A 22402-nucleotide genomic window follows, 5' to 3' on the forward strand; every position below is an offset into this window, starting at 1 on the left:
CAAAGAATATACGCCCGCAACGCCGTCAGGTGATCCTATGATCGGTCGCATCCCCGTCCTGGACATCCGCCCGCTCATCGACTGCGGCCGTCGCCCCGCGAAGGCGGTGGTGGGCGAGAGTTTCGAAGTGAGCGCCACCGTGTTCCGGGAGGGCCACGACGCGGTCAGGGCCAATGTGGTCCTGCGCGACCCGGCAGGCCGCTCGGGACCCTGGACACCGATGCACGAACTCGCCCCGGGCAGCGACCGCTGGGGCGCCGAGGTCACCCCGAGCGCACAGGGCCGCTGGTCGTACACGATCGAGGCGTGGAGCGACCCGATCACCACCTGGCGGCACCACGCCACCATCAAGATCCCCGCGGGGATCGACACCGATCTGGTCCTGGAGGAGGGCGCGCGGCTGCATGAGAGAGCGGCGGCGGGTGTGCCCAAGAACGACGGCCGGGAGGCGGTGTTGCAGGCCGTCGACGGGCTGCGCGACGAGCGGCGCCCGGTCGCCGACCGGCTCGCCGCCGCCCTCGCCCCCGATGTGACGGACGTCCTCGGCCGCCATCCGCTGCGCGAACTGGTCACCGCCTCCCGCCCGATGCCTCTCCTGGTCGAGCGGGAGCGCGCGCTGTTCGGGTCCTGGTACGAGCTGTTCCCGCGCTCGGAGGGCGCCAGGGTCGCCGAGGACCGGCGGCCGCTGAGCGGTACGCTGCGCACCGCCGCCGAGCGGCTGCCCGCCATCGCCGCCGCGGGGTTCGACGTGGTCTACCTCCCGCCGATCCACCCCATCGGCACCTCGTACCGCAAAGGCCCCAACAACGCGCTCTCGGCGGGCCCGTACGACGTCGGCTCCCCCTGGGCGATCGGCTCCGCCGCCGGCGGCCACGACGCGATCCACCCCGACCTCGGCACCCTCGACGACTTCGGCCACTTCGTGGAGCGCGCCCGCGAGCTGCGCATGGAGGTCGCGCTCGACTTCGCCCTGCAGTGCTCGCCCGACCACCCCTGGGTGGCGGGGCACCCGGAGTGGTTCCACCGGCGCGCCGACGGCACCATCGCGTACGCCGAGAACCCGCCCAAGAAGTACCAGGACATCTACCCGATCGCGTTCGACACCGACTTCACCGGGCTGGTCCGGGAGACCGAGCGGGTGCTGCGCTTCTGGATGTCCCACGGGGTGCGGATCTTCCGGGTGGACAATCCGCACACCAAGCCGGTGGTCTTCTGGGAGAAGGTGATCGGCGACATCAACCGGACCGACCCCGATGTCATCTTCCTCGCCGAGGCCTTCACCCGGCCGGCCATGATGCACACCCTCGGCGCCATCGGCTTCCAGCAGTCGTACACGTACTTCACCTGGCGGAACACCAAACAGGAGCTGACCGACTACCTCACCGAGCTCTCCGGGGACGCGGCCGGATACATGCGGCCCAACCTGTTCGTGAACACCCCGGACATCCTGCACGCCCACCTCCAGGACGGCGGTCGCCCCGCCTTCGCGGCGCGGGCCGTGCTGGCCGCCACGCTGTCCCCCACCTGGGGCGTCTACGCGGGCTACGAGCTGTGCGAGAACGCCCCGCTGCGGCCCGGCAGCGAGGAGTACCTGGACTCCGAGAAGTACCAGCTGCGGCCGCGCGACTGGGAGGCCGCCGAGCGCGCGGGACGTACCATCACACCGCTGCTCAGCTGTCTGAACCGGCTGCGCCGCCGCCACCCCGCGCTGCGGCAACTGCGCAATCTGCGATTCCACCACGCCGACAACGACTCTGTCATCGCCTACTCGAAGCGAACGGGCGATTCGTGTGTGCTCACGGTCGTCAACCTGGACCCCCACCACACCCAGGAGGCGACGGTCTCGTTGAACATGCCGGAACTCGGCCTCGACTGGCATGAGTCCGCCCCGGTGCGCGACGAGCTCACCGGCGAGACCTATCACTGGGGCAGGGACAACTATGTGCGCCTGGAGCCGGGCCACCCGATGGCTCCCGCGCATGTGCTGTCCCTGCGACCGTCCTCACCGATCGGAGGGTCACCCACATCATGATCTTCAACGAGCCCGTCCCGGATAAGTTCGAGGACACTCCGGCCAAGGACCGCGATCCCGACTGGTTCAAGCGCGCCGTCTTCTACGAGGTGCTGGTGCGCTCCTTCCAGGACAGCAACGGCGACGGCGTCGGCGACCTCAAGGGACTCACCGCCAAACTCGACTATCTGCAGTGGCTGGGCGTGGACTGCCTGTGGCTGCCGCCCTTCTTCGCCTCCCCGCTGCGCGACGGCGGCTACGACGTGTCCGACTACACCGCCGTACTGCCGGAGTTCGGGGACCTCGCCGACTTCGTCGAGTTCGTGGACGCCGCCCATCAGCGCGGTATGCGGGTGATCATCGACTTTGTCATGAACCACACCAGCGATCAGCACCCGTGGTTCCAGGAGTCCCGTACCGACCCGGAGGGTCCGTACGGCGACTACTACATGTGGGCCGACGACGATAAGCAATTCCAGGACGCCCGGATCATCTTCATCGACACCGAGACGTCCAACTGGACCTTTGACCCGGTACGCAAGCAGTACTACTGGCACCGCTTCTTCTCGCACCAGCCGGACCTCAACTTCGAGAACCCCGCCGTCCAGGAGGAGGTACTGGCCGCCCTGCGCTTCTGGCTGGACCTGGGCATCGACGGTTTCCGGCTGGACGCCGTACCGTATCTGTACGCGGAGGAGGGCACGGACTGCGAGAACCTGCCCCGCACCCACGACATGCTGAGGCGGGTCCGCGCCGAGATCGACCGACACTACCCGGACACCGTGCTGCTCGCCGAGGCCAACCAGTGGCCGGAGGACGTCGTCGACTACTTCGGCGACTTCACCAAGGGCGGCGACGAATGCCACATGGCCTTCCACTTCCCGGTCATGCCGCGCATCTTCATGGCCGTACGGCGCGAATCCCGCTACCCGGTCTCGGAAATCCTCGCCAAGACCCCCGCCATCCCCTCCGGCTGCCAGTGGGGCATCTTCCTGCGCAATCACGATGAGCTGACGCTGGAGATGGTCACCGACGAAGAGCGCGACTACATGTACGCGGAGTACGCCAAGGATCCCAGAATGCGCGCCAACATCGGCATCCGCAGACGACTGGCGCCCCTGCTGGACAACGACCGCAACCAGATCGAGCTGTTCACCGCGCTGCTGCTGTCCCTGCCCGGCTCGCCGATCCTCTACTACGGCGACGAGATCGGCATGGGCGACAACATCTGGCTCGGCGACCGCGACGCCGTACGCACCCCCATGCAGTGGACCCCCGACCGCAACGCGGGCTTCTCCTCCTGCGACCCCGGGCGGCTGTTCCTGCCCACGATCATGGACCCGGTCTACGGCTACCAGGTCACCAACGTCGAAGCGGCCATGAGCAGCCCGTCCTCGCTGCTCCACTGGACCCGGCGGATGATCGAGATCCGTAAGCAGAACCCGGCCTTCGGGCTTGGTTCCTTCACCGAGCTGTCCTCCTCCAACCCGGCCGTCCTCGCCTTTCTGCGCGAGGCCCCGCCGACGGAGGACGGCGGCGACGACCTCGTGCTGTGCGTGCACAACTTCTCGCGCTTCGCCCAGCCCACCGAGCTCGATCTACAGGCCTTCAGCGGCCGCCACCCGGTCGAACTGATCGGCGGCGTCCGGTTCCCCGCCATCGGCGAACTCCCGTATCTGCTGACGCTCGCGGGCCACGGCTTCTACTGGTTCCGGCTGCGGGCGGGCGACGCGGCGGGCCACTGGACGGGTTGACGGGCCGACCGGCACGCCTGCCGTTCTCGTCCGTACGCGTCCGCCTCGGGCGCGTACGGGCGTTTTCGGCCCCCCATCATGGGCAGCCTCCCTACTACCGCGCGGGCGGAGCAGATCGCGTACTCGCCGTACGGACGATCCTCGCCCGACACGTCCCGCACCGTCGCACAGTCAACGCCGCAATCCGGGACACTTTGCCCTGATATGTCGTGTGCCCGGGGAAAGGACGCGACGCCATGCCGGAAGCTTCATTCTCCCGGGGGGCCTCCCCGGGGGCACAGCAGCCGCCGACCGCCGTACCGCGGGCCGACGCCCCGCCGTCCGCCATCCGCCCCGCCGCGGCCGCGGGCCCCGCCGGGCTGCTCGCCTCCCTCGCCCCGCTGCTCTCGGAATGGCTGCCCCGGCAGCGCTGGTTCGCGGGCAAGGGCCGTCCGGTCACCGGCTTCGCCCTGGTCTGCGCGACCGAGCTGCTGCCGTGCGCGGCCGGCGGCAGCACGCCGGGCCTGCTCCATCTGCTCGTCCGCGCCCAGCAGCCCGAGCCGCCCGGCCACCGGCACGGCTCCGGCTGCGGACACCGGCGCGGCGCGGCGGCCAGCGACTGCTACCAGATCCTCCTCGGCGTGTGCGCCACCCTCCCGCCCCATCTCGCCCCCGCCCTCATCGGCCACCCCAGCGGCGGGCCGCTGCACGGCCGGACCGTCTACGAGGCACTGCTCGACCCCCGCCTCGCCACGCTCCTCCTCGAACGGCTACGGATGCCCGGCACCCTCGGCCCGCTGCGCTTCCTGCGCGAACCGTCCGCGGACATCCCCTCGGGGCTCGCTCCCCGGCTGGTGAACGTCGAGCAGTCCAACTCCTCGGTGATCTATGGAGATACGTTTATCCTCAAGCTCTTCCGCCGAGTGAGCCCCGGCACCAACCCCGACCTCGAACTGCCCCTGGCCCTCGCCCGCACGGGCTGCGCCCGGGTGCCCGCCCCGGCCGCCTGGTTCGAGGCCGCCCCGCTCGGCGAGAGCGCGGGCGCGGGCCCGCGCGCCGACCCCTTCACCCTCGGCGTACTCCAGCCCTACCTCGCCGGCTCCACCGACGGCTGGCAGCTCGCGCTCGACGCGGTCGCCGCCCGGGGCGACTTCACCGCCGCCGCCCACGCCCTCGGCCAGGCCACCGCCGAGGTCCATCTGGCGATGGCCCGCGCGCTGCCCACCTCCCATCTGCGCCGCCCGCAGATCGAGCACCTCGCCGCCACCATGTCCGAGCGCCTGGACTCGGCCGCCGCGGCCGTACCCGCCCTCCACCCGTACCGCGCCGCGCTGCACTCCGCGTACGAGGACCTGGCCGCGCTCGGCCGCGCCGGGCGCACCTGGACGGCCCAGCGCATCCACGGCGATCTGCACCTGGGCCAGGTGCTGCGGCGAACGACGGTCGAGGGCGGGGCGCACTGGTCCCTCATCGACTTCGAGGGCGAGCCCTCGCGCCCGCTCGACGAGCGCCGCCGCCCGCAGCCGGCGGTGCGCGATATCGCGGGCATGCTCCGCTCGTTCGACTACGCGGCGGCCGTGGGCGGCCACGACAGCCCGCAGGACTGGGCCGACCGCTCCCGTGCCGCGTACTGCGCGGGCTACGCGGAGGCGTCCGGGAGCGACCCGCGCGACGATCCGGAGCTGCTGCGGGCCCACGAGACCGACAAGGCGGTGTACGAGGTGCTCTACGAGGCCCGCCACCGCCCCGAGTGGCTGCCCGTCCCGATGTCGGCCATCCGCCGCCTGGCCGCGACCCGCACCTGATACGACGCACCCAGCCCCCTGGGAGGACACCCCCGTGACCGCACGCCCGCCGTCCGACCGGCCTCCGCATGACTCGCCGCCACACGGCCTGCCGCCGTCCGACCCGGAGCCGCACGACCTGCCGCCGCACGCCCCGGCCTCATCCGCCCGGCCCCCGCACGACCCGGAGCCGCATGGCCAGCCTCCACATGACCCGCCGCCGTCCGGCCGGCCTCCGCGTGGCACGGAGCCGCACAACCTGAATCCTCATGACCCGCCGCCGTCCGGGCCGCCCTCGCCCGACCTGCCTCCGTCCGACCCTCCCTCGTCCGTCCCCGCCACCTTCCGCCCGGACCCCCACCGGCCCGTCGCCCACCGCGCCGCCGCGCACGGCCCCGGAGACGGCCCCATGTCCCGCTCCTCGTACACCGCACCGCCCACCCCGCGGGCCCCCAGGCCGAGCCACAGCCCGAGCGCCGGCCCGAACCCCGCCCCCACCGACCCACCGCGCGCCGAGGCCACCCCCCACCCCGAGACCGCGCCCCCCGGCGGCGGGGGTGTGCTCGCCGCGGCGCCGCTCGGGGACACCGACCGGGAGCGGCTGCTCTCCGGCTCCCACCACGACCCGCACGCCCTCCTCGGCGCCCACCCCGTGCGCGGCGGAATCCTCTTCCGCACGCTGCGCCCGTACGCCCGTTCCGTGGCCGTGACCGCCACCGGGCTGCGCGCGCAGTTGCGCCCCGAGGGGGACGGGCTGTTCTCCGGGGTGCTCCCGCTCCGGGAGATCCCCGACTACCGGCTGCTGGTCGAGTACGAGAACGGGGAGTACCAGAACGGGGGGTACGGCAGCGGCGCGGCCCCGCAGCACGACCCGTACCGCTTCCTCCCCGCCCTCGGCGAACTGGATCTGCACCTGATCGGCGAGGGCCGCCACGAGGAGCTGTGGCGCGCGCTCGGCGCGCATCCGATGACGCACCAGGGCGTGGCCGGGACGCGGTTCACGGTGTGGGCGCCGGACGCGCGTGGCGTACGCGTGGCCGGGGACTTCAACTACTGGGACGGTACGGCCTGCCCGATGCGCTCGCTGGGCGGCAGCGGCGTATGGGAGCTGTTCCTGCCCGGCGTGGGCGAGGGCGCGGTGTACAAGTTCGACATCACCCGCCCGGACGGGAGTCACACCCTGCGGGCCGACCCGATGGCGCGCCGCACCGAGTGTCCGCCCGCCACCGCCTCGATCGTGCACACCTCCCACCACGAGTGGCGCGACGAGGCGTGGCTGGCGCGCCGGGCGGGGCAGCGCGTGCACGAGTCGCCGTTCTCGGTGTACGAGGTGCATCTGCCCTCGTGGCGCCCCGGCCTGACCTACCGCCAGCTGGCCGAGCAGCTTCCCGCGTACGTCAAGGACCTCGGCTTCACCCATGTCGAGCTGATGCCGGTGGCCGAGCACCCCTTCGGCGGCTCATGGGGCTACCAGGTCACCGGCTTCTACGCGCCCACCGCCCGCCTCGGCACCCCCGACGACCTCAAGTATCTGGTCGACGCCCTGCACCAGGCGGGCATCGGGGTGCTGGTGGACTGGGTGCCCGCGCACTTCCCGCGGGACGAGTGGGCGCTGGCCGAGTTCGACGGCAGGCCGCTGTACGAACCCGCCGACCCGGCCCGGGCCGCGCATCCGGACTGGGGCACGCTGGAGTTCGACTACGGCCGCACGGAGGTGCGCAACTTCCTGGTGGCGAACGCCGTCTACTGGTGCGAGGAGTTCCATGTGGACGGCCTGCGGGTGGACGCCGTGGCCTCCATGCTCTACCTCGACTACTCCCGCGAGCCGGGCCAGTGGACGCCCAATGTCCACGGCGGCCGGGAGAACCTGGACGCCGTCGCGTTTCTGCAGGAGATGAACGCGACCGTCTACCGCCGCTGCCCCGGCGCGCTGACCATCGCCGAGGAGTCCACCGCCTGGGACGGCGTCACCCGCGCCACCCACCATGTGGGCCCCAGCGGCTTCGGCGGCCTCGGCTTCGGGCTGAAGTGGAACATGGGGTGGATGCACGATTCGCTGGGCTACATCGGCCATGAGCCGGTGCACCGCAAGTACCACCACCATGAGATGACCTTCTCGATGGTGTACGCGTACAGCGAGAACTACGTGCTGCCCATCTCCCATGACGAGGTGGTGCACGGCAAGCGGTCGCTGGTGTCGAAGATGCCGGGCGACTGGTGGCAGCGGCGCGCCGACCACCGCGCGTACCTGGGCTTCATGTGGGCGCACCCCGGCAAGCAACTCCTCTTCATGGGCCAGGAGTTCGCCCAGGGCGCCGAGTGGTCGGAGAGCCACGGCCCGGACTGGTGGCTGCTCGACCCCTCGTACTCCGCCGAGCCCGACCACCGCGGCGTACGCGACCTGGTCCGCGAGCTGAACCAGGTCTATCTGACCACGCCCGCGCTGTGGCAGCGGGACACCGTCCCGGAGGGGTTCGCCTGGGTCGAGGGCGACGCGCCCGAGGACAACGTCTTCGCCTTCCTGCGCTTCGCCGCGGACGGCTCTCCGCTGCTGGCCATCAGCAACTTCTCGCCCGTCGTACGCCATGACTACCGCGTCGGCGTCCCGGACCACATCCCGCTGTGGCGCGAGGTGCTGAACACCGACGACGGCCGCTACGGCGGCAGCGGCGTCGGCAACCCGGAACCGCTCAAGGCCGAACCCACCGCCTGGCACGGACGGCCCGCGAGCATCCTGCCGGTGCTGCCACCGCTGGCCACGATCTGGCTCGGGCCGGCCTGACGGTACGTACGCGCTTCAGGAAACGACGCGCTCGAGCCATTGACGCCCTCCCCGTGTGCACCTACATAAACGTGAGAGCGCTCTCATGCCCGTGCCCCCACCGCTTCCTGGAGGTCGTCCCCCGTGAGCACACGCACGAGCACCAGACCCAGGGCACCACTCACCGCAGCGCTGGCCGCCGCCGCACTCGCGCTGGCGGCCCTCGCCACGCTCTTCGGCACCTCGCCCGCGCGCGGCGACGTACCGCCCGCCGCCGGCTGGAACCTGCAGTGGAGCGATGACTTCAAGGGCTCCGCGAACACGCTGCCGTCCTCCGCCAACTGGCAGATAGACACCGGCCACTCCTACCCCGGCGGCCCCGGCAACTGGGGCACCGGCGAGATCCAGAACTACACCAACTCCACCAGCAACCTCAGCCTCGACGGCAGCGGCAACCTCCGCATCACCCCGCTCCGCGACGGCGCGGGCAACTGGACCTCGGGCCGTATCGAGACCCAGCGCGCCGACTTCAAGGCCCCGGCGGGCGGCGTGCTGCGCGTCGAGAGCCGTATCCAGATGCCCAACGTCACCGGCGACGCCGCGCTCGGCTACTGGCCCGCGTTCTGGGCGCTCGGCAGTCCGTACCGGGGCAACTACTGGAACTGGCCCGGCATAGGCGAGTTCGACATCATGGAGAACGTCAACGGCATCAACTCCGTCTGGGGAGTGCTCCACTGCGGCGTCAACCCGGGCGGGCCCTGCAACGAGACCACAGGCGTCGGCGCCAGCCGCGCCTGCCCCGGCGCGAGCTGCCAGTCCGCCTTCCACACGTACCGCTTCGAATGGGACCGCTCCACCACGCCCAACCAGCTGCGCTGGTACGTGGACGACCAGCAGTTCCACAGCGTCAGCCAGAACAGCGTCGACGCCGCCACCTGGTCGAACATGACCGACCACGCCGGCTACTTCATCCTGCTGAACGTCGCGGTCGGCGGTGCCTTCCCCGACGGCGTCCACGGCTCGGCCACCCCCACCGCGGCCACCGAACCCGGCCACCCCATGCTCGTCGACTACGTCGCCGTCTGGACCCGCGGCGGCGGCACCACCGACCCGCCCACCGATCCCCCGTCCGGCTCCGCCACCCGCTACCTGGGCAGCGGCGGGGCCCTCGGTGCCGCGTCCTCCTCCGCGTCCACCGCGACGCTGCCCTCGGCGGGCGGCGCCAACCACGACGGCACGCCCTACCAGCCGCAGACCTTCCTCGCCTCCGGGCTGAACGCCACCTACAGCGGCGGCGCCACGCAGTTCGACCTGTTCGTGGACGCGGGCACCACCGTGGCCAACGGCCAGCAGGTCCGTATCTCCTACGACCTGACCGGCGACGGCAGCTGGGACCGCACCGAGACCTACCAGTACTTCGCCACCGACCCCGTCTCGGGCTATGAGCACTACACCCAGGCCCGCGGGCTGAAGTCCGCCACCGGCTCGCTCGGGAACCTGAGCAACGGGAAGGTGCGGGTGGAGGTCTGGAACGCCATCGGCAACGGCGGCAGCACGCTGGGGACGGGCAACCAGTCGTACGTCCGGATCCCGTTCGGCTGAATCCCGCTCGGCTGAATCCCGCTCGGCTGAGTTCCGCTCGGTCCTTGTTCCGCCTTTGTTCCACGCGGTGGAACGGGTCGCCGAACAATCACACCGCCGCTGTACTCGCTTCCGTACGGCCCAGCAAAGGCGGAAGGAGGACAACATGAAACAGCGGCTGTTGCGGGCGCTCTCCATCGCGCTCATCGCATGCGGTCTCGTCGCCGCGTCCGGCATCACGGCGGCGACGGCGAGCGCCGCCCCGGTCTCCAGGTGCTGCTAGATCACCCGAGCCGGCCGAGTTCCTCGCGGACCCGGCCGGCGTCCGGGTGGCCGAGGGCGTCGAACATGGTCAGGGCCTGCCGCCAGGTGTCCCGGGCGCCGGGGACATCGTCGGCGGCCAGCTGGGCGCTGCCCAGGCGGTACATGGTCTCGGCCGCCCTGACCCGCTGGCCGCGCTCGCGGCGCAGCTCCACGGCGTTGCGGTAGCAGGTGATGGCCTGTTCGTGGTCGCCGAGGCGGTGGTGGGCATAGCCGAGGCTGTCCCAGGCGGCGGAGGCGCCCCGCCCGTCGTGCGCCTGCTGGAGCATCCGCAGCGCCTTCTCGCAGTGGACCAGGGTCTGCTGGTACTGGCCGACCATGGCGTACGCCCAGCCGACGTTGTTCAGCGCGTACGCCTCCCCGCTGCGCTGGCCGACCTCGCGGTACAGCTCGAGGGTGCGCTGCGCGTGGTAGAGCCCCTCCTCGTGGCGGCCCTGCCGCTCGCCCGCCTGGTTGAGCGCGACGTGGATGAGGGCCTGGCCGGCCGGGTTGCCGGTGCTGCCGTGCAGGTCGAGGGCGCGCATCAGGTGGTCTCGGGCCTGGTCGTAGCGGGCCATCCGCAGATCGGCGAGGCCGAGGCCGTGGTGAGCGTGGGCCTGTCCGGCCAGGTTGTCCGTACGCAGCGCCGCGTCGAGGGCCACGGTGTGGACGACGTCCTGGTCGTGCCAGTGTCCGAGCTGGTCGAGGAACTCGGCGAGCGACCAGGCCAGCCGCCAGGCGTAGGTCTCGAATCCGCTCTTCGCGGCCTGCTGTTGCGCGGCGACCAGGACACGGTGTTCGGCGGTGAACCAGGTCAGCACCTCGGCGTAATCGGCGAACGACTCGGTGCAGACACCGGGCTGCGCCGCGGGGAGGGTGAGGGGCGTGCGCTGCGGGGTGAACACCCGGCCGGCGGCGACGGCGGTGTGCAGATAGTGGTCGAGGGTGCGGTGCAGCGCGGCGCGCCGGTCGTCCTCGGAGTCGTACGCCTCGGCCAGCTCGGTGGCGTAGGCGCGCAGCAGGTCGTGCAGCGCGTACTGGCCCGGGCTGCGCTCGGTGAGCAGATGGGCCCGGGTCAGCTGGAGCAGCAGCCGCCGGGCCTGCGGTACGGGCAACCCCATCAGGCTGGCCACGGCGGCGGCCGAGATGTCCGGGCCGGGGTGCACGCCCAGCAGCCGGAACAGCCGGGCGGCGTCGGTGCCCATGGTGTGGTACGACCACGAGAACACCGCCCGGACGTCGGTCGTGGCGTCACCGCCGTCGAACGCGTCCAGGCTGCCGCGGGCGTCGTGCAGCTCGCGGGCGAGGGCTTCGAGGGAGAAGCCGGGGTGAGTGGCCGCGCGGGCGGCGACGATGGCCAGCGCCAAGGGCAGCCCCGCGCACACCGTGACGACGTCCTCCACCGCCTCCGGCTCGGCCGCCACCCGCTCGGCACCCAGCCTGCGGGCGAGCAGTTCGCGCGCCTCGGCCCGGTCGAGCAGATCCAGCGGCAGCGGCTGGGCCTGCTCCGCGACGACCAGCCCGGTGAGTTCGTTACGGCTGGTCAGCAGCACCAGACAGCCGGGCGCCCCGGGCAGCAGGGGGCGGACCTGGTCGGCGTCGCGCGCGTTGTCCAGCAGGATCAGCACCCGGCGGCCCGCCAACAGACTGCGGTAGAGCGCGGTTTGGGCCTCCACGGTGGCCGGTATCCGGTGCGCGGGCACCTGGAAGGCGTCCAGAAAGCCCCGTACCGCCTCGGAGGGGGTCATCGCCGAGCCGGTCGGGCCGAAGCCGCGGAGGTTCACATACAGCTGACCGTCGGGGAAGCGGTCGCGGACCCGGTGGGCCCAGTGCACGGCCAGGGTGGTCTTGCCGAGGCCGCCACTGCCCGCGATCACGGAGATCACCGCCGCGGTGGGCACCCGCCCGGTTGGGGGTCCAGTTCCAGTTCCGGACCCGGGCGCGGGGCGCAGCAGCGCGTCGAGCCCGGCCAGTTCCCGTTCCCGCCCGGTGAAGTGGACGACATCGGCGGGGAGTTGCTGCGGTACGGCGACCTCGGCGGCCGGTGGGGACTCGGAGGGGGACTCGGGGGAGGTGTCCTGCGAGGCGGATGAGGGCGGGGCGGCGGTAGCCGGGGCCGCAGTGGCTGGAGCCACGACCGCCGTGGGGGCGGCAGCAGCTGGGGCAGCTGAAGCCGGGGCGGGCGTATGGTCTGCGGCTGCCGGGTCCGAATCCGCGCCCGCCAGAGCCACACCCGCCCGGTCCGCCCCCGCCGGCTGCGCGTCCAGCACCTTCCGGTGCAGCCGCTGCAGGTCGTCCCCCGGCTCGATGCCCAGCTCGTCGACGTACCGCTGCCGCGTACCACGGAAGAGCGCGAGCGCGTCGGCCCGCCGGCCGCTCCGGCTCAGCGCCTCCATCAGCAGGCCCACCGACCGCTCCCGCAGCGGGTGCTCCGCCACCAGAGGGGACAGTACGGCGGCCGCCTCCTGGTGCCGCCCGGAGCGCAGATCGATCGCGGCGCACTCCTCCACCACCGCGCGCCGCTCCTCCTCGAGGCCCGCCCCGACGGTCTCGGGCAGCCAGCCGCCCGCGACATCCGCGAGCGCGGGGCCGCGCCACAGCTGGAGCGCCGCGTGCAGCAGCTCACCGGCCGGGCCGTCGCCGACCGTCCGCGCCTCGCGCACCAACTCCCGGAAACGGTGCAGGTCCACCCGCTCCTGGTCGACGGTGAGGCAGTAGCCTTGCGCGGAGGTGGACAGCTCGGTGTCGGCCAGCGCGGCCAGGATCCTGCGCAGTTTGGATATCTGGACCTGTACGGCGTTGCGCGCGGACCCCGGCGGATCCTCTCCCCATACGGCCAGCACCAGCCGGTCCACGGAGACCACTCGCCCCGGCTCCAGCAACAGCATCGCCAGGACGGATCGCTGCTGGGCGGCGGTCGGGCCGAGTCCCTGCTCGCCCTGCCATATACCGACCGGGCCCAGCAGACGAAACTCGGTCCCGTGCACGCGCTTCCCCCGTCGGTACCTGAGATTCCCTGCGGCCATCTCGCAGCCTACCCACAGGGACAGGTCAGCGCCGCATCAGCGAGACATCAGCTCCGCATTGCACGCTACGGGCAATGAGGGCGCTGCGGCGCACCCACGCTCACGTCCGGCGCATACCCCGCTGGACGGGGAGCCCGCGGTAACGGGGAGCCCTCTGTACCCAGACAGCGGGGGCGACATGGGGGGCTTGATCCGCGTATCGAATACCGCCGGACCGGCCGGACCGCGCAGACCGAGCGGCCGGTACAACCGGGCCCTGGCAGCCGGACTCCTCGCGGTTGGATTCCTCGGGGCGGCCGGCTACAAGGCCGAGGCGGCCAGATCCGCGCCGACAGGCAGCGCTATGGCGAAAGGGCAGCTCATGACGGCTACGGGACAGACTCGCACCCTTCCTCGGATAGGCGACCTCGTGTACGACATCGAGCGCGAGGCCATCGGCCGCGTCGCCTATATCGACACCGGCGGAAACGTCGCCTGGATCAAGCCCCAGGACGACGGCCCCGAATGGACCGCGCTCCCGGAACAGCTGCGGCCCGCGGTGGACGGCGAACACTGACGCGCTTGCGCGGCGGCATTCCGTACGGGTTTCCGTACGGGGTTCAGCGCGGATTTCAGTAAGCGCTTAACTCCCGCTGATGTCCCGCTGATACGTGCGCTGATGTCAGCGCCCTTATGCGCCCGCGCCTTCCACGGGGGGAGGCGCGGGATCTCGACTGCCCGCCATTACGGTCTCGTTCAGCACATCTTGCGGTACGGGACTTCGGGGATGTACGTCTTCCAGTCGGCGCGGTGCAGACCGCCGCCCGCGCGCTCGCAGACGGCGGTGGTGACGCGCCCGGGGTCGACGGCGATCCTCTGGAGCGGTACGTGTTCGCCCGCGACCAGCAGGGTCCTGCCGTCCGCGCTGAAGGACATGGCCCGGATGTTGTCGCCCGCGGTGAGCAAGGCGGACCCCAGCGGGAGGCCCGACGCGGTGTCCCATAGCCGCAGCGTCCCTGTCTGCCCCGCCACGGCCAGGATCTTGCCGTCGGGCGAGTAGGCCAGGGCCTGCACGGGCTGGGCGCTCTCGCGCCCCTCGCCGGTGAGCGTCCCGGCGACAACGCCCAGACGCCGCTCGGCACTGCCGTCCCACAGCGTCACCTGCCCCGAGTCCGTGCCGCGGGCCAGTTGTTCACCATCAGGGCGGTAGGCCAGCGCGTAGACCGGGTCCTGGGAACGGGTGGGTCGCTGCGGACGGCCCGAGGGGAGGGTGAAGCGCTGCCCGGACGCCGTGGTGACCATCCGGCCGTCGGGTCGCACGGCCAGGGCCGAGGAGTCCGGGAACCCCCCCGTCCAGAGGTTGCCACTACCGCTGCTCACCATCTCCCCCGACCCGTCCGGCCGCCGGGTCACCTTGGTGCGGCTGCGGATTCCCCAGAGCTCCAGGGTCTCCGGATTGTGCCGGTAGGCGAGCACGGTCTTCCCGTCCGGCGTCAGCGCGATCGAGTCGGCGCCCGACCCGTCTTCCGTCAGCGCGAGCGGGTCGGCGCCCGACCCGTCTTCGTCCTTCGGGGTGAGCACGAGGTCGGCCGTTTTACGGCCCTTGCGCACGTCCCACACCGCAACCCGCTCCGCCCGGGGCCGGCCGTCGGCCGCGTTGCGCTCGCCGAACCCATAGGCGAAGGTCCGCCCGTCCGCGCTGAACGCCATGAGCGGCAAGCAGTACTGACCCTTGTGCCCCGGTTGAGCAGTGGTCCGGCAGCCGGCCGAGGGCAGGGCGGCGGCAACCGAGGCTCCTCCGCCGGTGGGCCGTAGCTCGATCCGTTCACGCTCGCCCGACGTCCGCACCTCCGCGATCAGGTTCGCGTCGGGGCTGAACAGGGCTGCCCCGTCCCGCTTCGGCCCCCATCCCGGGGCCGTGGCGTTGCCCAGGTAGAGGGTGCGCACCGCGTCGCTCATGACGATGTCCCCCTCCTGGTACCGGATGACCCCGTGGTCCGCATCCAGCTTCAGACCGGAGATCCGCCGACCGGCCAGGGGATGCCGGTAGACCGGCTTCCCAGGGCTGTCGAGCCGCCACATCAGGATCTCCTGGTCATCCGTGGCTGCCAGCAACCGCCCGTCACGGCTGACGGTGAGGTCCGAGAGCCCGGAGTGGGAGATGCCTGGCAGTTCCTTTCCAGAGGCCAGCTCCCAGCCGCGAATCCCTTTCGCGGTGGCGATCAGCAGCCTTTGGCCGTCCGGTGTGAGTGTGAACTCGCTGTCGACATCGGCGTCCGGATCGCAGACCGGACGCGAGACAACAGCGGGGAGCGTACGTATCCGGCGATGCTCGCGGACATCCCAGACCTCCAGGTCATCCTGGTCCGAACACAGCGCGACCCTCCTGTCGTCCGCGCTGAGCCCCGGCACCTGCATGCTCTCGCTGGAGCGCTGGAACAGGATGCGGCGATGCCGGATGTCCCACAGCCGGAGCCAGTGCCCGTCCACCACGACGACGGTGCGTCCGCTCGCCCCGAAGTACGCGTCCCCGTCCTCGTCCTCGGTATCGAGGCGCGGGCCGATGGGTCGGCCGGAGGCGCGGTCCCGCAGTCGGAGACCATCGTCCCCGAACGTCACGACCTGCCGCCCGTCCGGGGAGACGGCCGACACGATCGCCGTCTCGTTGCTCAGCTTGACGGAGCTGATCCGGCGATGAGTGGGGACGTCCCAGCCGCGCAGCTCGCCGTTCATCCCAGAGGTCACGAGCGTACGGCCGTCACCGCTCAGCATCGCGTCGTCGTCCGCGCCGCCTCCCGAGGCGGTGAAAGTGTCCTGTTCGCGCTGCGCCATCGCCCCCAGCAGCGCCGCTCTCGCCTCCACCGTGTGGCTGATGTTCCACGCCGCCACGCTCAGCCGCATCGCCGTCACCGGATCCGCGTACCGCATGTTCTGCGCGACGGACGCGATCCGCCGGGACACGGCCTCCGCCCGCCGCTGCTCCCCCGCCCGGTTCTGCTGCCACGCCACCACCCCGGCCACGAGCGCCAGCGCCACCAGCACCGCCACCGCACCCACGAACGTACGCACCCGTCGGCGCTCCCGCGTGCCCGCAGCCCGGCTGGCGGCCACGAAGTCGCGCTCCACGGAGGTGAGTTCGGCCGAGCCGTCCGGCTTGTCGAACGCCTCCCGCGCCTCCCCCAGCCGCGCGCCCCGGTAGAGCGCGCCGGGATCGCGTCCCAGCTCCTCCCAGGTGCGGGCGGCCTCGGTCAGCCTGCGGTGGGTGCGCAGCCGCTGGCGGTCCTCGTCGATCCAGCCGCGCAGCCGGGGCCAGGCCGTGATCAGGGCCTCGTGGGCGAGGTCGACCGTGCCGTCGTCGAGGGTGACCAGCCGCGACCGCACCAGGCGTTCCAGCACGAGCGCGGTATCGCCGGAGCCGGAGCCGGAGCCTGAGGCGGAGTCCGCGTCCAGCCCAAGCTCCTCCCGGTCCACCGGGCGCCGGGTGTCCTGAGCCCCCTCCCCCGGTGTGATCAGCCGGAGCATGATCCGCCGCGCGGCCTCCGCCTGCCGCTCGCTGAGCTCCCCGTACACCCGCTCCGCGGTCAGGGCGATCGCGCCGTGCACACCGCCCGCCGCCTCGTACGCCTCGACGGTCAGCGCCCGGCTGCGGCGACGGCGCCAGGTCTCCAGCAGGGCGTGGGACATCAGGGGCAGACCGCCGGGTTCGTCGACGACCTCCTCCACGATCCTGGCGGTCAGCGCCCGTTCGACGATCAGCCCTTCGGCCGCGGCCGGCTTGACGATCGCCTCCCGCAGCTCCGCCCGCCCCATGGTCCCGACGAGCAGGGTGGCGCCGCGCAGCGCGGCTGTCAGCTCCCGGTGTTCGGCGCAGCGGCCGAAGAAGTCGGCCCGTACGCCGATGACCACGCGCAGTCGGCTGTCCTCGTCCTGGGCGGACAGCAGGCGTTCGATGAATCCGGCGCGTTCGGCCGGGTCCTGGCAGAGGGTGAAGACCTCCTCGAACTGGTCGATCACCAGCCAGGTGTCCCCATCGTCCCCGTTCGGGCCGAGCTTCGGGTCGAGCGCGTCGGCGTGGGTGCGGAGCGGGCGGTCGCCGGGGGTGAGGACGCGGATCACGGACGGGCGGGGTAACGGCGCCGCCGTGCCGTCGCGCAGGGCCGGGATCAGACCGGCTCGCAGCAGTGAGGACTTACCGCTGCCCGAGGGGCCGAAGACGGCGGCGAACCTGCTCTCCCGGACCAGCTCAAGCAGATCGGCTACGAGCTGTTCCCGCCCGAAGAACCGTTCGTGGTCGCCCGGTTCGAAGCGGGCCAGTCCGCGGTAGGGCGGGGTGGCGTCGTCGTCCTCGGCGGGGAGGCCGGTGGTCTCCTCCGCCGCCTCGCGCCAGCGCGCCTCCCAGGCGGTCCGGTCGGCCGGGTCGCCGCCGCACGCCTCCACATACGCGAGCGTGACCGGCAGCGAGGGGAGTTGGTCCCCCGCGGCGGCCCGGGACAGCGTGGTGAGCGAGTACGGCACCCGCTGCGCCATCGCCCGGTAGGTCGGCCCACCCGCCTCGCTCCGCAGCTTGCGCAGCTCGTACGCGAAACGCTGGACCGGGCCCGCGCTCGGATCCAGCGGGCTCTCCTTGCGGCCCATGCCCCATCCCCCCACCTGACGGCCTGGTACGGCCCCAGACGCTACTCCCTTTGTTTCGTGGGCCGACTGGGCTGCCGAACAACCACCAGTCCGGTGAAGTGGACCGTACGAAAGAACAGGAAGAGAGGTGGGGGCTCATGCCTCTTTGGGGGCGGATCGCCACGGCGGTCATGGGGGTCGCCCTGTTGGTCGCTCCGTTCCTCCCCTTCGTCCCAGGAGTTCACGCGGAGTCGGCCACGGGGGTGGCGCACTTGCCCGCGGGGTTCTCGGGCGGGGGCTGAACGGGCCGGGGGATGAACGGGCCGGGGGATGAATGGCCCGGGGATGAGTGACCCGGGAATGAACGGGCGCGGCCCTGCCCCGATTCAGGAGGGCAGGGCCGCGATGTCCGCGCGCGATAGGTGCCGCGCGGGCGGGGCAGGTCAGGTCAGATGGACGCGTGCTTCTTGGCCGTGTCCACGCCGTCGCGCTGCTCCGGCACCGCCGGGCTCGCGTCGCCATCCGCGTCGTCCCCGCCGTACGGCGAGTGGTCGTCGACGAGCGTCGTCTCGTCGAACGGCAGCCGACCGGCGAGCACTTCCTGCATGCGCTCCTTGTCGATCTCCTTGGTCCAGGTGCCGACCAGGACGGTGGCGACCGCGTTGCCTGCGAAGTTGGTGACCGCGCGCGCCTCGCTCATGAAGCGGTCGATGCCGACGATCAGGCCGACGCCGTCCACCAGGTCGGGCCGGTGCGACTGGAGACCGCCGGCCAGCGTGGCCATGCCCGCGCCGGTCACGCCCGCCGCGCCCTTCGACGCGATGATCATGAACGCCAGCAGGGATATCTGCTCGCCGATCGAGAGCGGGTTGTCCATGGCCTCAGCGATGAACAGCGAGGACATGGTCAGGTAGATCGCGGTGCCGTCCAGGTTGAAGGAGTAGCCGGTCGGCACGGTGATGCCCACGACGGGCTGGCTGACGCCCGCGTGCTCCATCTTGGCGATCAGGCGCGGCAGCGCGGACTCCGAGGACGAGGTCGACACGATCAGCAGGAACTCGCGCGCCAGGTACTTCAGCAGCGCGAAGATGTTCACGCCGGCGACCAGCCGCAGGACCGTGCCGAGCACGAGGAACACGAACAGCGCACAGGTGATGTAGAAGCCGATCATGATGACGGCGAGCGACTTCAGCGCGTCCACGCCCGTCTCGCCGACCACCGCCGCGATCGCGCCGAAGGCACCCACCGGCGCCGCCCACATGATCATCGACAGCACGCGGAACACCAGGCGCTGGATGTGGCCGATCCCGCGCAGGATCGGCTCGCCGCTCTTGCCCATGGCCTGCAGCGCGAAGCCGACCAGCAGCGCGATCAGCAGGGTCTGCAGCACCTCGGGAACGGTGAAGGCGGAGACGAGCGTGGTCGGGATGATGCCGAGCAGGAAGTCCGGAAGCGACTCGCTGACGGCGTTCTTGGCCTGGCCCTGTCCGGCCTGGGCCACCTCGTTGGTCAGGTGCAGCCCGCTGCCCGGCTCGATGATGTTGCCGACGACCAGGCCGATGGCGAGCGCGACGGTCGACATCAGCAGGAAGTAGCCGAGCGCCAGGCCACCGACCTTGCCGACCTTCGCGGCCTTCCGCACCGAGCCGACGCCGAGCACGATCGTGCAGAAGATGATCGGCGAGATCATCATCTTGATGAGATTCACAAAGCCGGTGCCGATCGGCTTGAGCTCGACGGCGGTGTCGGGGGCGACGAAGCCCACCAGGATGCCGAGCGCCACCGCGGCGATCACCGCGAGGTAGAGGAAATGAATCCGGTCCTTCTTCGGCCGCCCGGCATCCGTACCCACGGACTCGGGCGGCGAGGTCTGCGCAGCCACGGTGCTGCCTCCTTCTGCTCTGCCGCCCAGCTGTCCCGGCTGATGCGTCGTGCGGCTCGCACTTCGCCCTGGACGGTCCCGAGGACTATGCACCCCGCCTGTGATGGCGGTCACCCTTCCGTTCATTTCGTTCACGAAACGGCCATGTGCACACTGTGTGGCATGCGCGTCCCCCGTCCCCGGAGTCTGGCAGGCCAGCTCTTCGCCATGCAGGTGGTCCTGGTCGCCGTCGTGGTCGCCGGATGCGCGGTCTTCTCGTACGTCACCGGCCGGAGCCAGGCGGAGGAGTCCGCGCGCCGCCAGGCCACCGCCGCCGCGACCGCCGTCGCCGACTCGCCGACCGTCGCCGAGGCCGTACGGTCCGACGACCCCACCGCCCGGCTCCAGCCGTACGCGGAGCAGGTGCGCCATCACACCGGTGTCGCCTTCGTCACCATCATGAATACCCGGGGCATCCGCTGGACCCACCCCGACCCGGACCGTATAGGGGAGAAGTTCCTCGGCAACACCGGGCCCGCGCTGCACGGCCGGATCTTCGACGAGACGTACACCGGCACCCTGGGCGCGTCCGTGCGCGTGGTGGCCCCGGTGCGCGACGCACGGGCCGGGGGCAAGATCACCGCGCTGGTCAGCGCGGGCATCACCGTCGACACCATCAGCGCGCAGGTGCGCCGCCAGATGCTGGCGCTGTTCGTCGTCGCGTTCGCCGCGCTGGCGATCGGCGGCATCGGCACCTACGTGATCAACGCCCGGCTGCGCCGCCATACCCACGGTATGAACGCCGGCGAGCTGAGCCGGATGCACGACTACCACCAGGCCGCGCTGCACGCCGTACGCGAAGGGCTGCTGATGCTCGACGGGCGGCGGCGGATCGTGCTGATCAACGACGCCGGCCGCGAACTGCTCGGCCTGTCGGAGAACTCGGTGAACTCGGTCGGCCGCTACGTCTCCGACCTCGGTCTGCCCCCGTCGCTGACCGGCGCCCTGCTGGCCGCCGAGCCACGGGTGGACGAGCTGCATCTGACCGCCCAGCGGGTCCTGGTCGTCAACACCTCCCCGGTCAGCAGCGGAGAGCAGCGCGGCACAGTCGTCACCCTGCGCGACCACACCGAACTCCAGGCGCTGTCGGGCGAGTTGGACTCCGTACGAGGCTTCGCCGAGGCCCTGCGCTCCCAGGCGCACGAGGCCGCCAACCGGCTGCACACCGTCGTCTCGCTGATCGAGCTGGGGCGGGCCGAGGAGGCTGTCGACTTCGCGACCGCCGAACTGGAGCTGGCGCAGGCGCTGACCGACCAGGTGGTGGGGGCCGTCGCCGAACCGGTGCTGGCCGCCCTGCTGCTGGGCAAGGCCGCCCAGGCCAATGAGCGCGGCGTGGAGCTCGTCCTCGCCCCCGACACCCGTATCGACGACGGGCTGCTGCCGCCCGGCCTCCCGGCCCGCGACCTGGTCACCATCCTCGGCAACCTCATCGACAACGCGACGGACGCCGCCGCCGAGGGCGCCGGCCGCGGCGCGGCCCGCAGCGCCCGCGTCACGGTCACCGCGCGCGCCGTCACCGACGAGCTGACGCTGCGGGTGAGCGATACGGGCGCCGGGCTCGACCCGGCGACGGCCGAGGCGGCCTTCGGGCGCGGCTGGAGCACCAAGTCCGCGGGGCGGGGGCTGGGGCTCGCTCTCGTACAGCAGGCGGTGCGGCGCAATTCCGGCACGGTCGAGGTGTCCCGGACGCCGGACGGCGGCGCGGAATTCACGGTCCGGATGCCGCTGACAGAAGCCGCGCTCGCGGAACCAGGGACTGCCCTCACAAAAGCCATCCCGAAGCAGCCCGCCCCCCAGGAACCTGCCGCACAGGAACCCGCCGCACAGGAACCCGCCCAAGAGCCGCCCGCCCAAGAAGAGGAAGCCGCCCGATGAGCCCGTCGCAGGCGAACCCGGCGCGGCCCGCCCCGATACGGGTCCTCGTCGTCGAGGACGACCCGGTCGCCGCGGACGCGCACCGGATGTATGTGGAGCGGGTCCCCGGCTTCTCGGTCGTCGGCGTGGCGCGGACGCGCGGCGACGCGCAGCGCCTGCTGGAGCGCACCCCCGCCGATCTGTTGCTCCTGGACCTGTATTTGCCCGATGGACATGGTCTGCAGCTGCTCCGGGCGCTGCGTGCGACAGGTCACACCGCGGATGTGATCGCGGTCACCTCGGCCCGTGACCTGGCGGTGGTCCGCGAGGGCGTCTCGCTCGGGGTGGTGCAGTACGTCCTCAAGCCGTTCACATTCGCAACGCTTCGGGACCGGCTGCTGCGCTACGCGGAATTCCGCGCGAGCGTGGGCGAGGCCAGCGGCCAGGACGAGGTGGACCGCGCACTGGCCGCACTGCGCGCACCGCAGCCGGCCGAGCTGCCCAAGGGGCTGACCCCGGCCACCCTCCAGGCCGTGACCGACACCCTGCGCGCCGCCGAGGACGGCATCTCCGCCGCGGCGACGGCGGAGGCGGTGGGGATCTCGCGGATCACCGCGCGCCGCTATCTGGAGCACCTGGTCGACGCGGGGCGCGCGGCGCGGGCGCCGCAGTACGGGCAGGTCGGCCGCCCGGAGCTGGTCTACCGCTGGCTGACCGCCGGCTGACTGCCGGGCGACCGGGCGATAGGAAACTTTCCTATCCACCATCTTGTCGACGCGACGACGGCTCGCTAGGTTCACAGCCGCACCCCCCACGTCGCCTCCTTCCCAACCCCCCT

The 22402-nt window shown here is 71.8% G+C and carries 11 protein-coding genes; 8 read left to right on the forward strand and 3 right to left on the reverse strand.

Translation table 11 applies throughout. The annotated features are described in order from the left end of the window. Window positions 1–37: 37 nt before the first annotated feature. From ACWDSL_RS00625 to ACWDSL_RS00645, 5 genes are all read left to right on the forward strand, one after another. Window positions 38–2032 carry an alpha-1,4-glucan--maltose-1-phosphate maltosyltransferase gene (locus ACWDSL_RS00625; RefSeq protein ID WP_450480218.1) on the forward strand — a complete coding sequence of 665 codons (1995 nt, stop codon included), beginning with the start codon at window positions 38–40 and terminating at the stop codon, window positions 2030–2032. Then, complete coding sequence (gene treS / locus ACWDSL_RS00630; RefSeq protein WP_450480220.1) at window positions 2029–3765, forward strand: maltose alpha-D-glucosyltransferase; 1737 nt, start codon at window positions 2029–2031, stop codon at window positions 3763–3765. The genes ACWDSL_RS00625 and treS overlap by 4 nt, the downstream gene beginning before the upstream one ends. A gap of 236 nt (window positions 3766–4001) precedes the next feature. Further along, window positions 4002–5549 carry a maltokinase N-terminal cap-like domain-containing protein gene (locus ACWDSL_RS00635; RefSeq protein ID WP_450480222.1) on the forward strand — a complete coding sequence of 516 codons (1548 nt, stop codon included), beginning with the start codon at window positions 4002–4004 and terminating at the stop codon, window positions 5547–5549. A 388-nt stretch (window positions 5550–5937) separates the two neighbouring features. Further along, window positions 5938–8310: a 1,4-alpha-glucan branching enzyme gene (gene glgB, locus ACWDSL_RS00640; RefSeq protein WP_450480292.1), complete on the forward strand. Its 2373-nt coding sequence runs from the start codon at window positions 5938–5940 to the stop codon at window positions 8308–8310. Between the two features lie 123 nt (window positions 8311–8433). Next, entirely contained in the window at window positions 8434–9891 is a 1458-nt protein-coding gene (locus tag ACWDSL_RS00645; protein ID WP_450480224.1) for a glycoside hydrolase family 16 protein, read from the forward strand. 263 nt (window positions 9892–10154) lie between these two features. On the opposite strand, the gene ACWDSL_RS00650 is transcribed toward ACWDSL_RS00645, so the two are convergent. Further along, complete coding sequence (locus tag ACWDSL_RS00650) at window positions 10155–13157, reverse strand: AfsR/SARP family transcriptional regulator (protein WP_450480226.1); 3003 nt, start codon at window positions 13155–13157, stop codon at window positions 10155–10157. A gap of 400 nt (window positions 13158–13557) precedes the next feature. On the opposite strand from ACWDSL_RS00650, the gene ACWDSL_RS00655 reads away from it, so the two are divergent. Further along, window positions 13558–13752 (forward strand): hypothetical protein, encoded by a 195-nt coding sequence (locus ACWDSL_RS00655; protein WP_450480228.1) that lies wholly within the window; start codon window positions 13558–13560, stop codon window positions 13750–13752. Between the two features lie 179 nt (window positions 13753–13931). Here ACWDSL_RS00655 and ACWDSL_RS00660 read toward each other — a convergent pair whose 3' ends face one another. Then, entirely contained in the window at window positions 13932–17810 is a 3879-nt protein-coding gene (locus ACWDSL_RS00660) for an nSTAND1 domain-containing NTPase (protein WP_450480230.1), read from the reverse strand. Window positions 17811–18237: 427 nt separating this feature from the next. Further along, window positions 18238–19671: a cation:dicarboxylate symporter family transporter gene (locus tag ACWDSL_RS00665; protein ID WP_450480232.1), complete on the reverse strand. Its 1434-nt coding sequence runs from the start codon at window positions 19669–19671 to the stop codon at window positions 18238–18240. 162 nt (window positions 19672–19833) lie between these two features. Here ACWDSL_RS00665 and ACWDSL_RS00670 point away from each other — a divergent pair, with 162 nt between their 5' ends. Continuing rightward, window positions 19834–21585: a sensor histidine kinase gene (locus ACWDSL_RS00670; RefSeq protein ID WP_450480234.1), complete on the forward strand. Its 1752-nt coding sequence runs from the start codon at window positions 19834–19836 to the stop codon at window positions 21583–21585. After that, window positions 21582–22289: a response regulator gene (locus ACWDSL_RS00675; protein ID WP_450480236.1), complete on the forward strand. Its 708-nt coding sequence runs from the start codon at window positions 21582–21584 to the stop codon at window positions 22287–22289. The genes ACWDSL_RS00670 and ACWDSL_RS00675 overlap by 4 nt, the downstream gene beginning before the upstream one ends. Window positions 22290–22402 lie beyond the last annotated feature (113 nt).

This window comes from Streptomyces sp. NPDC000941, assembly GCF_053599555.1.

What these genes read in the sequence shown, in the direction of transcription:
- ACWDSL_RS00625 (WP_450480218.1), top strand. Translation starts at nt 38, where the DNA reads ATGATCGGTCGCATCCCCGTCCTGGACATCCGCCCGCTCATCGACTGC.
- ACWDSL_RS00635 (WP_450480222.1), top strand. Translation starts at nt 4,002, where the DNA reads ATGCCGGAAGCTTCATTCTCCCGGGGGGCCTCCCCGGGGGCACAGCAG.
- ACWDSL_RS00655 (WP_450480228.1), top strand. Translation starts at nt 13,558, where the DNA reads ATGACGGCTACGGGACAGACTCGCACCCTTCCTCGGATAGGCGACCTC.
- treS (WP_450480220.1), top strand. Translation starts at nt 2,029, where the DNA reads ATGATCTTCAACGAGCCCGTCCCGGATAAGTTCGAGGACACTCCGGCC.
- ACWDSL_RS00670 (WP_450480234.1), top strand. Translation starts at nt 19,834, where the DNA reads ATGCGCGTCCCCCGTCCCCGGAGTCTGGCAGGCCAGCTCTTCGCCATG.
- ACWDSL_RS00675 (WP_450480236.1), top strand. Translation starts at nt 21,582, where the DNA reads ATGAGCCCGTCGCAGGCGAACCCGGCGCGGCCCGCCCCGATACGGGTC.
- glgB (WP_450480292.1), top strand. Translation starts at nt 5,938, where the DNA reads ATGTCCCGCTCCTCGTACACCGCACCGCCCACCCCGCGGGCCCCCAGG.
- ACWDSL_RS00660 (WP_450480230.1), bottom strand. Translation starts at nt 17,810, where the DNA reads ATGGGCCGCAAGGAGAGCCCGCTGGATCCGAGCGCGGGCCCGGTCCAG.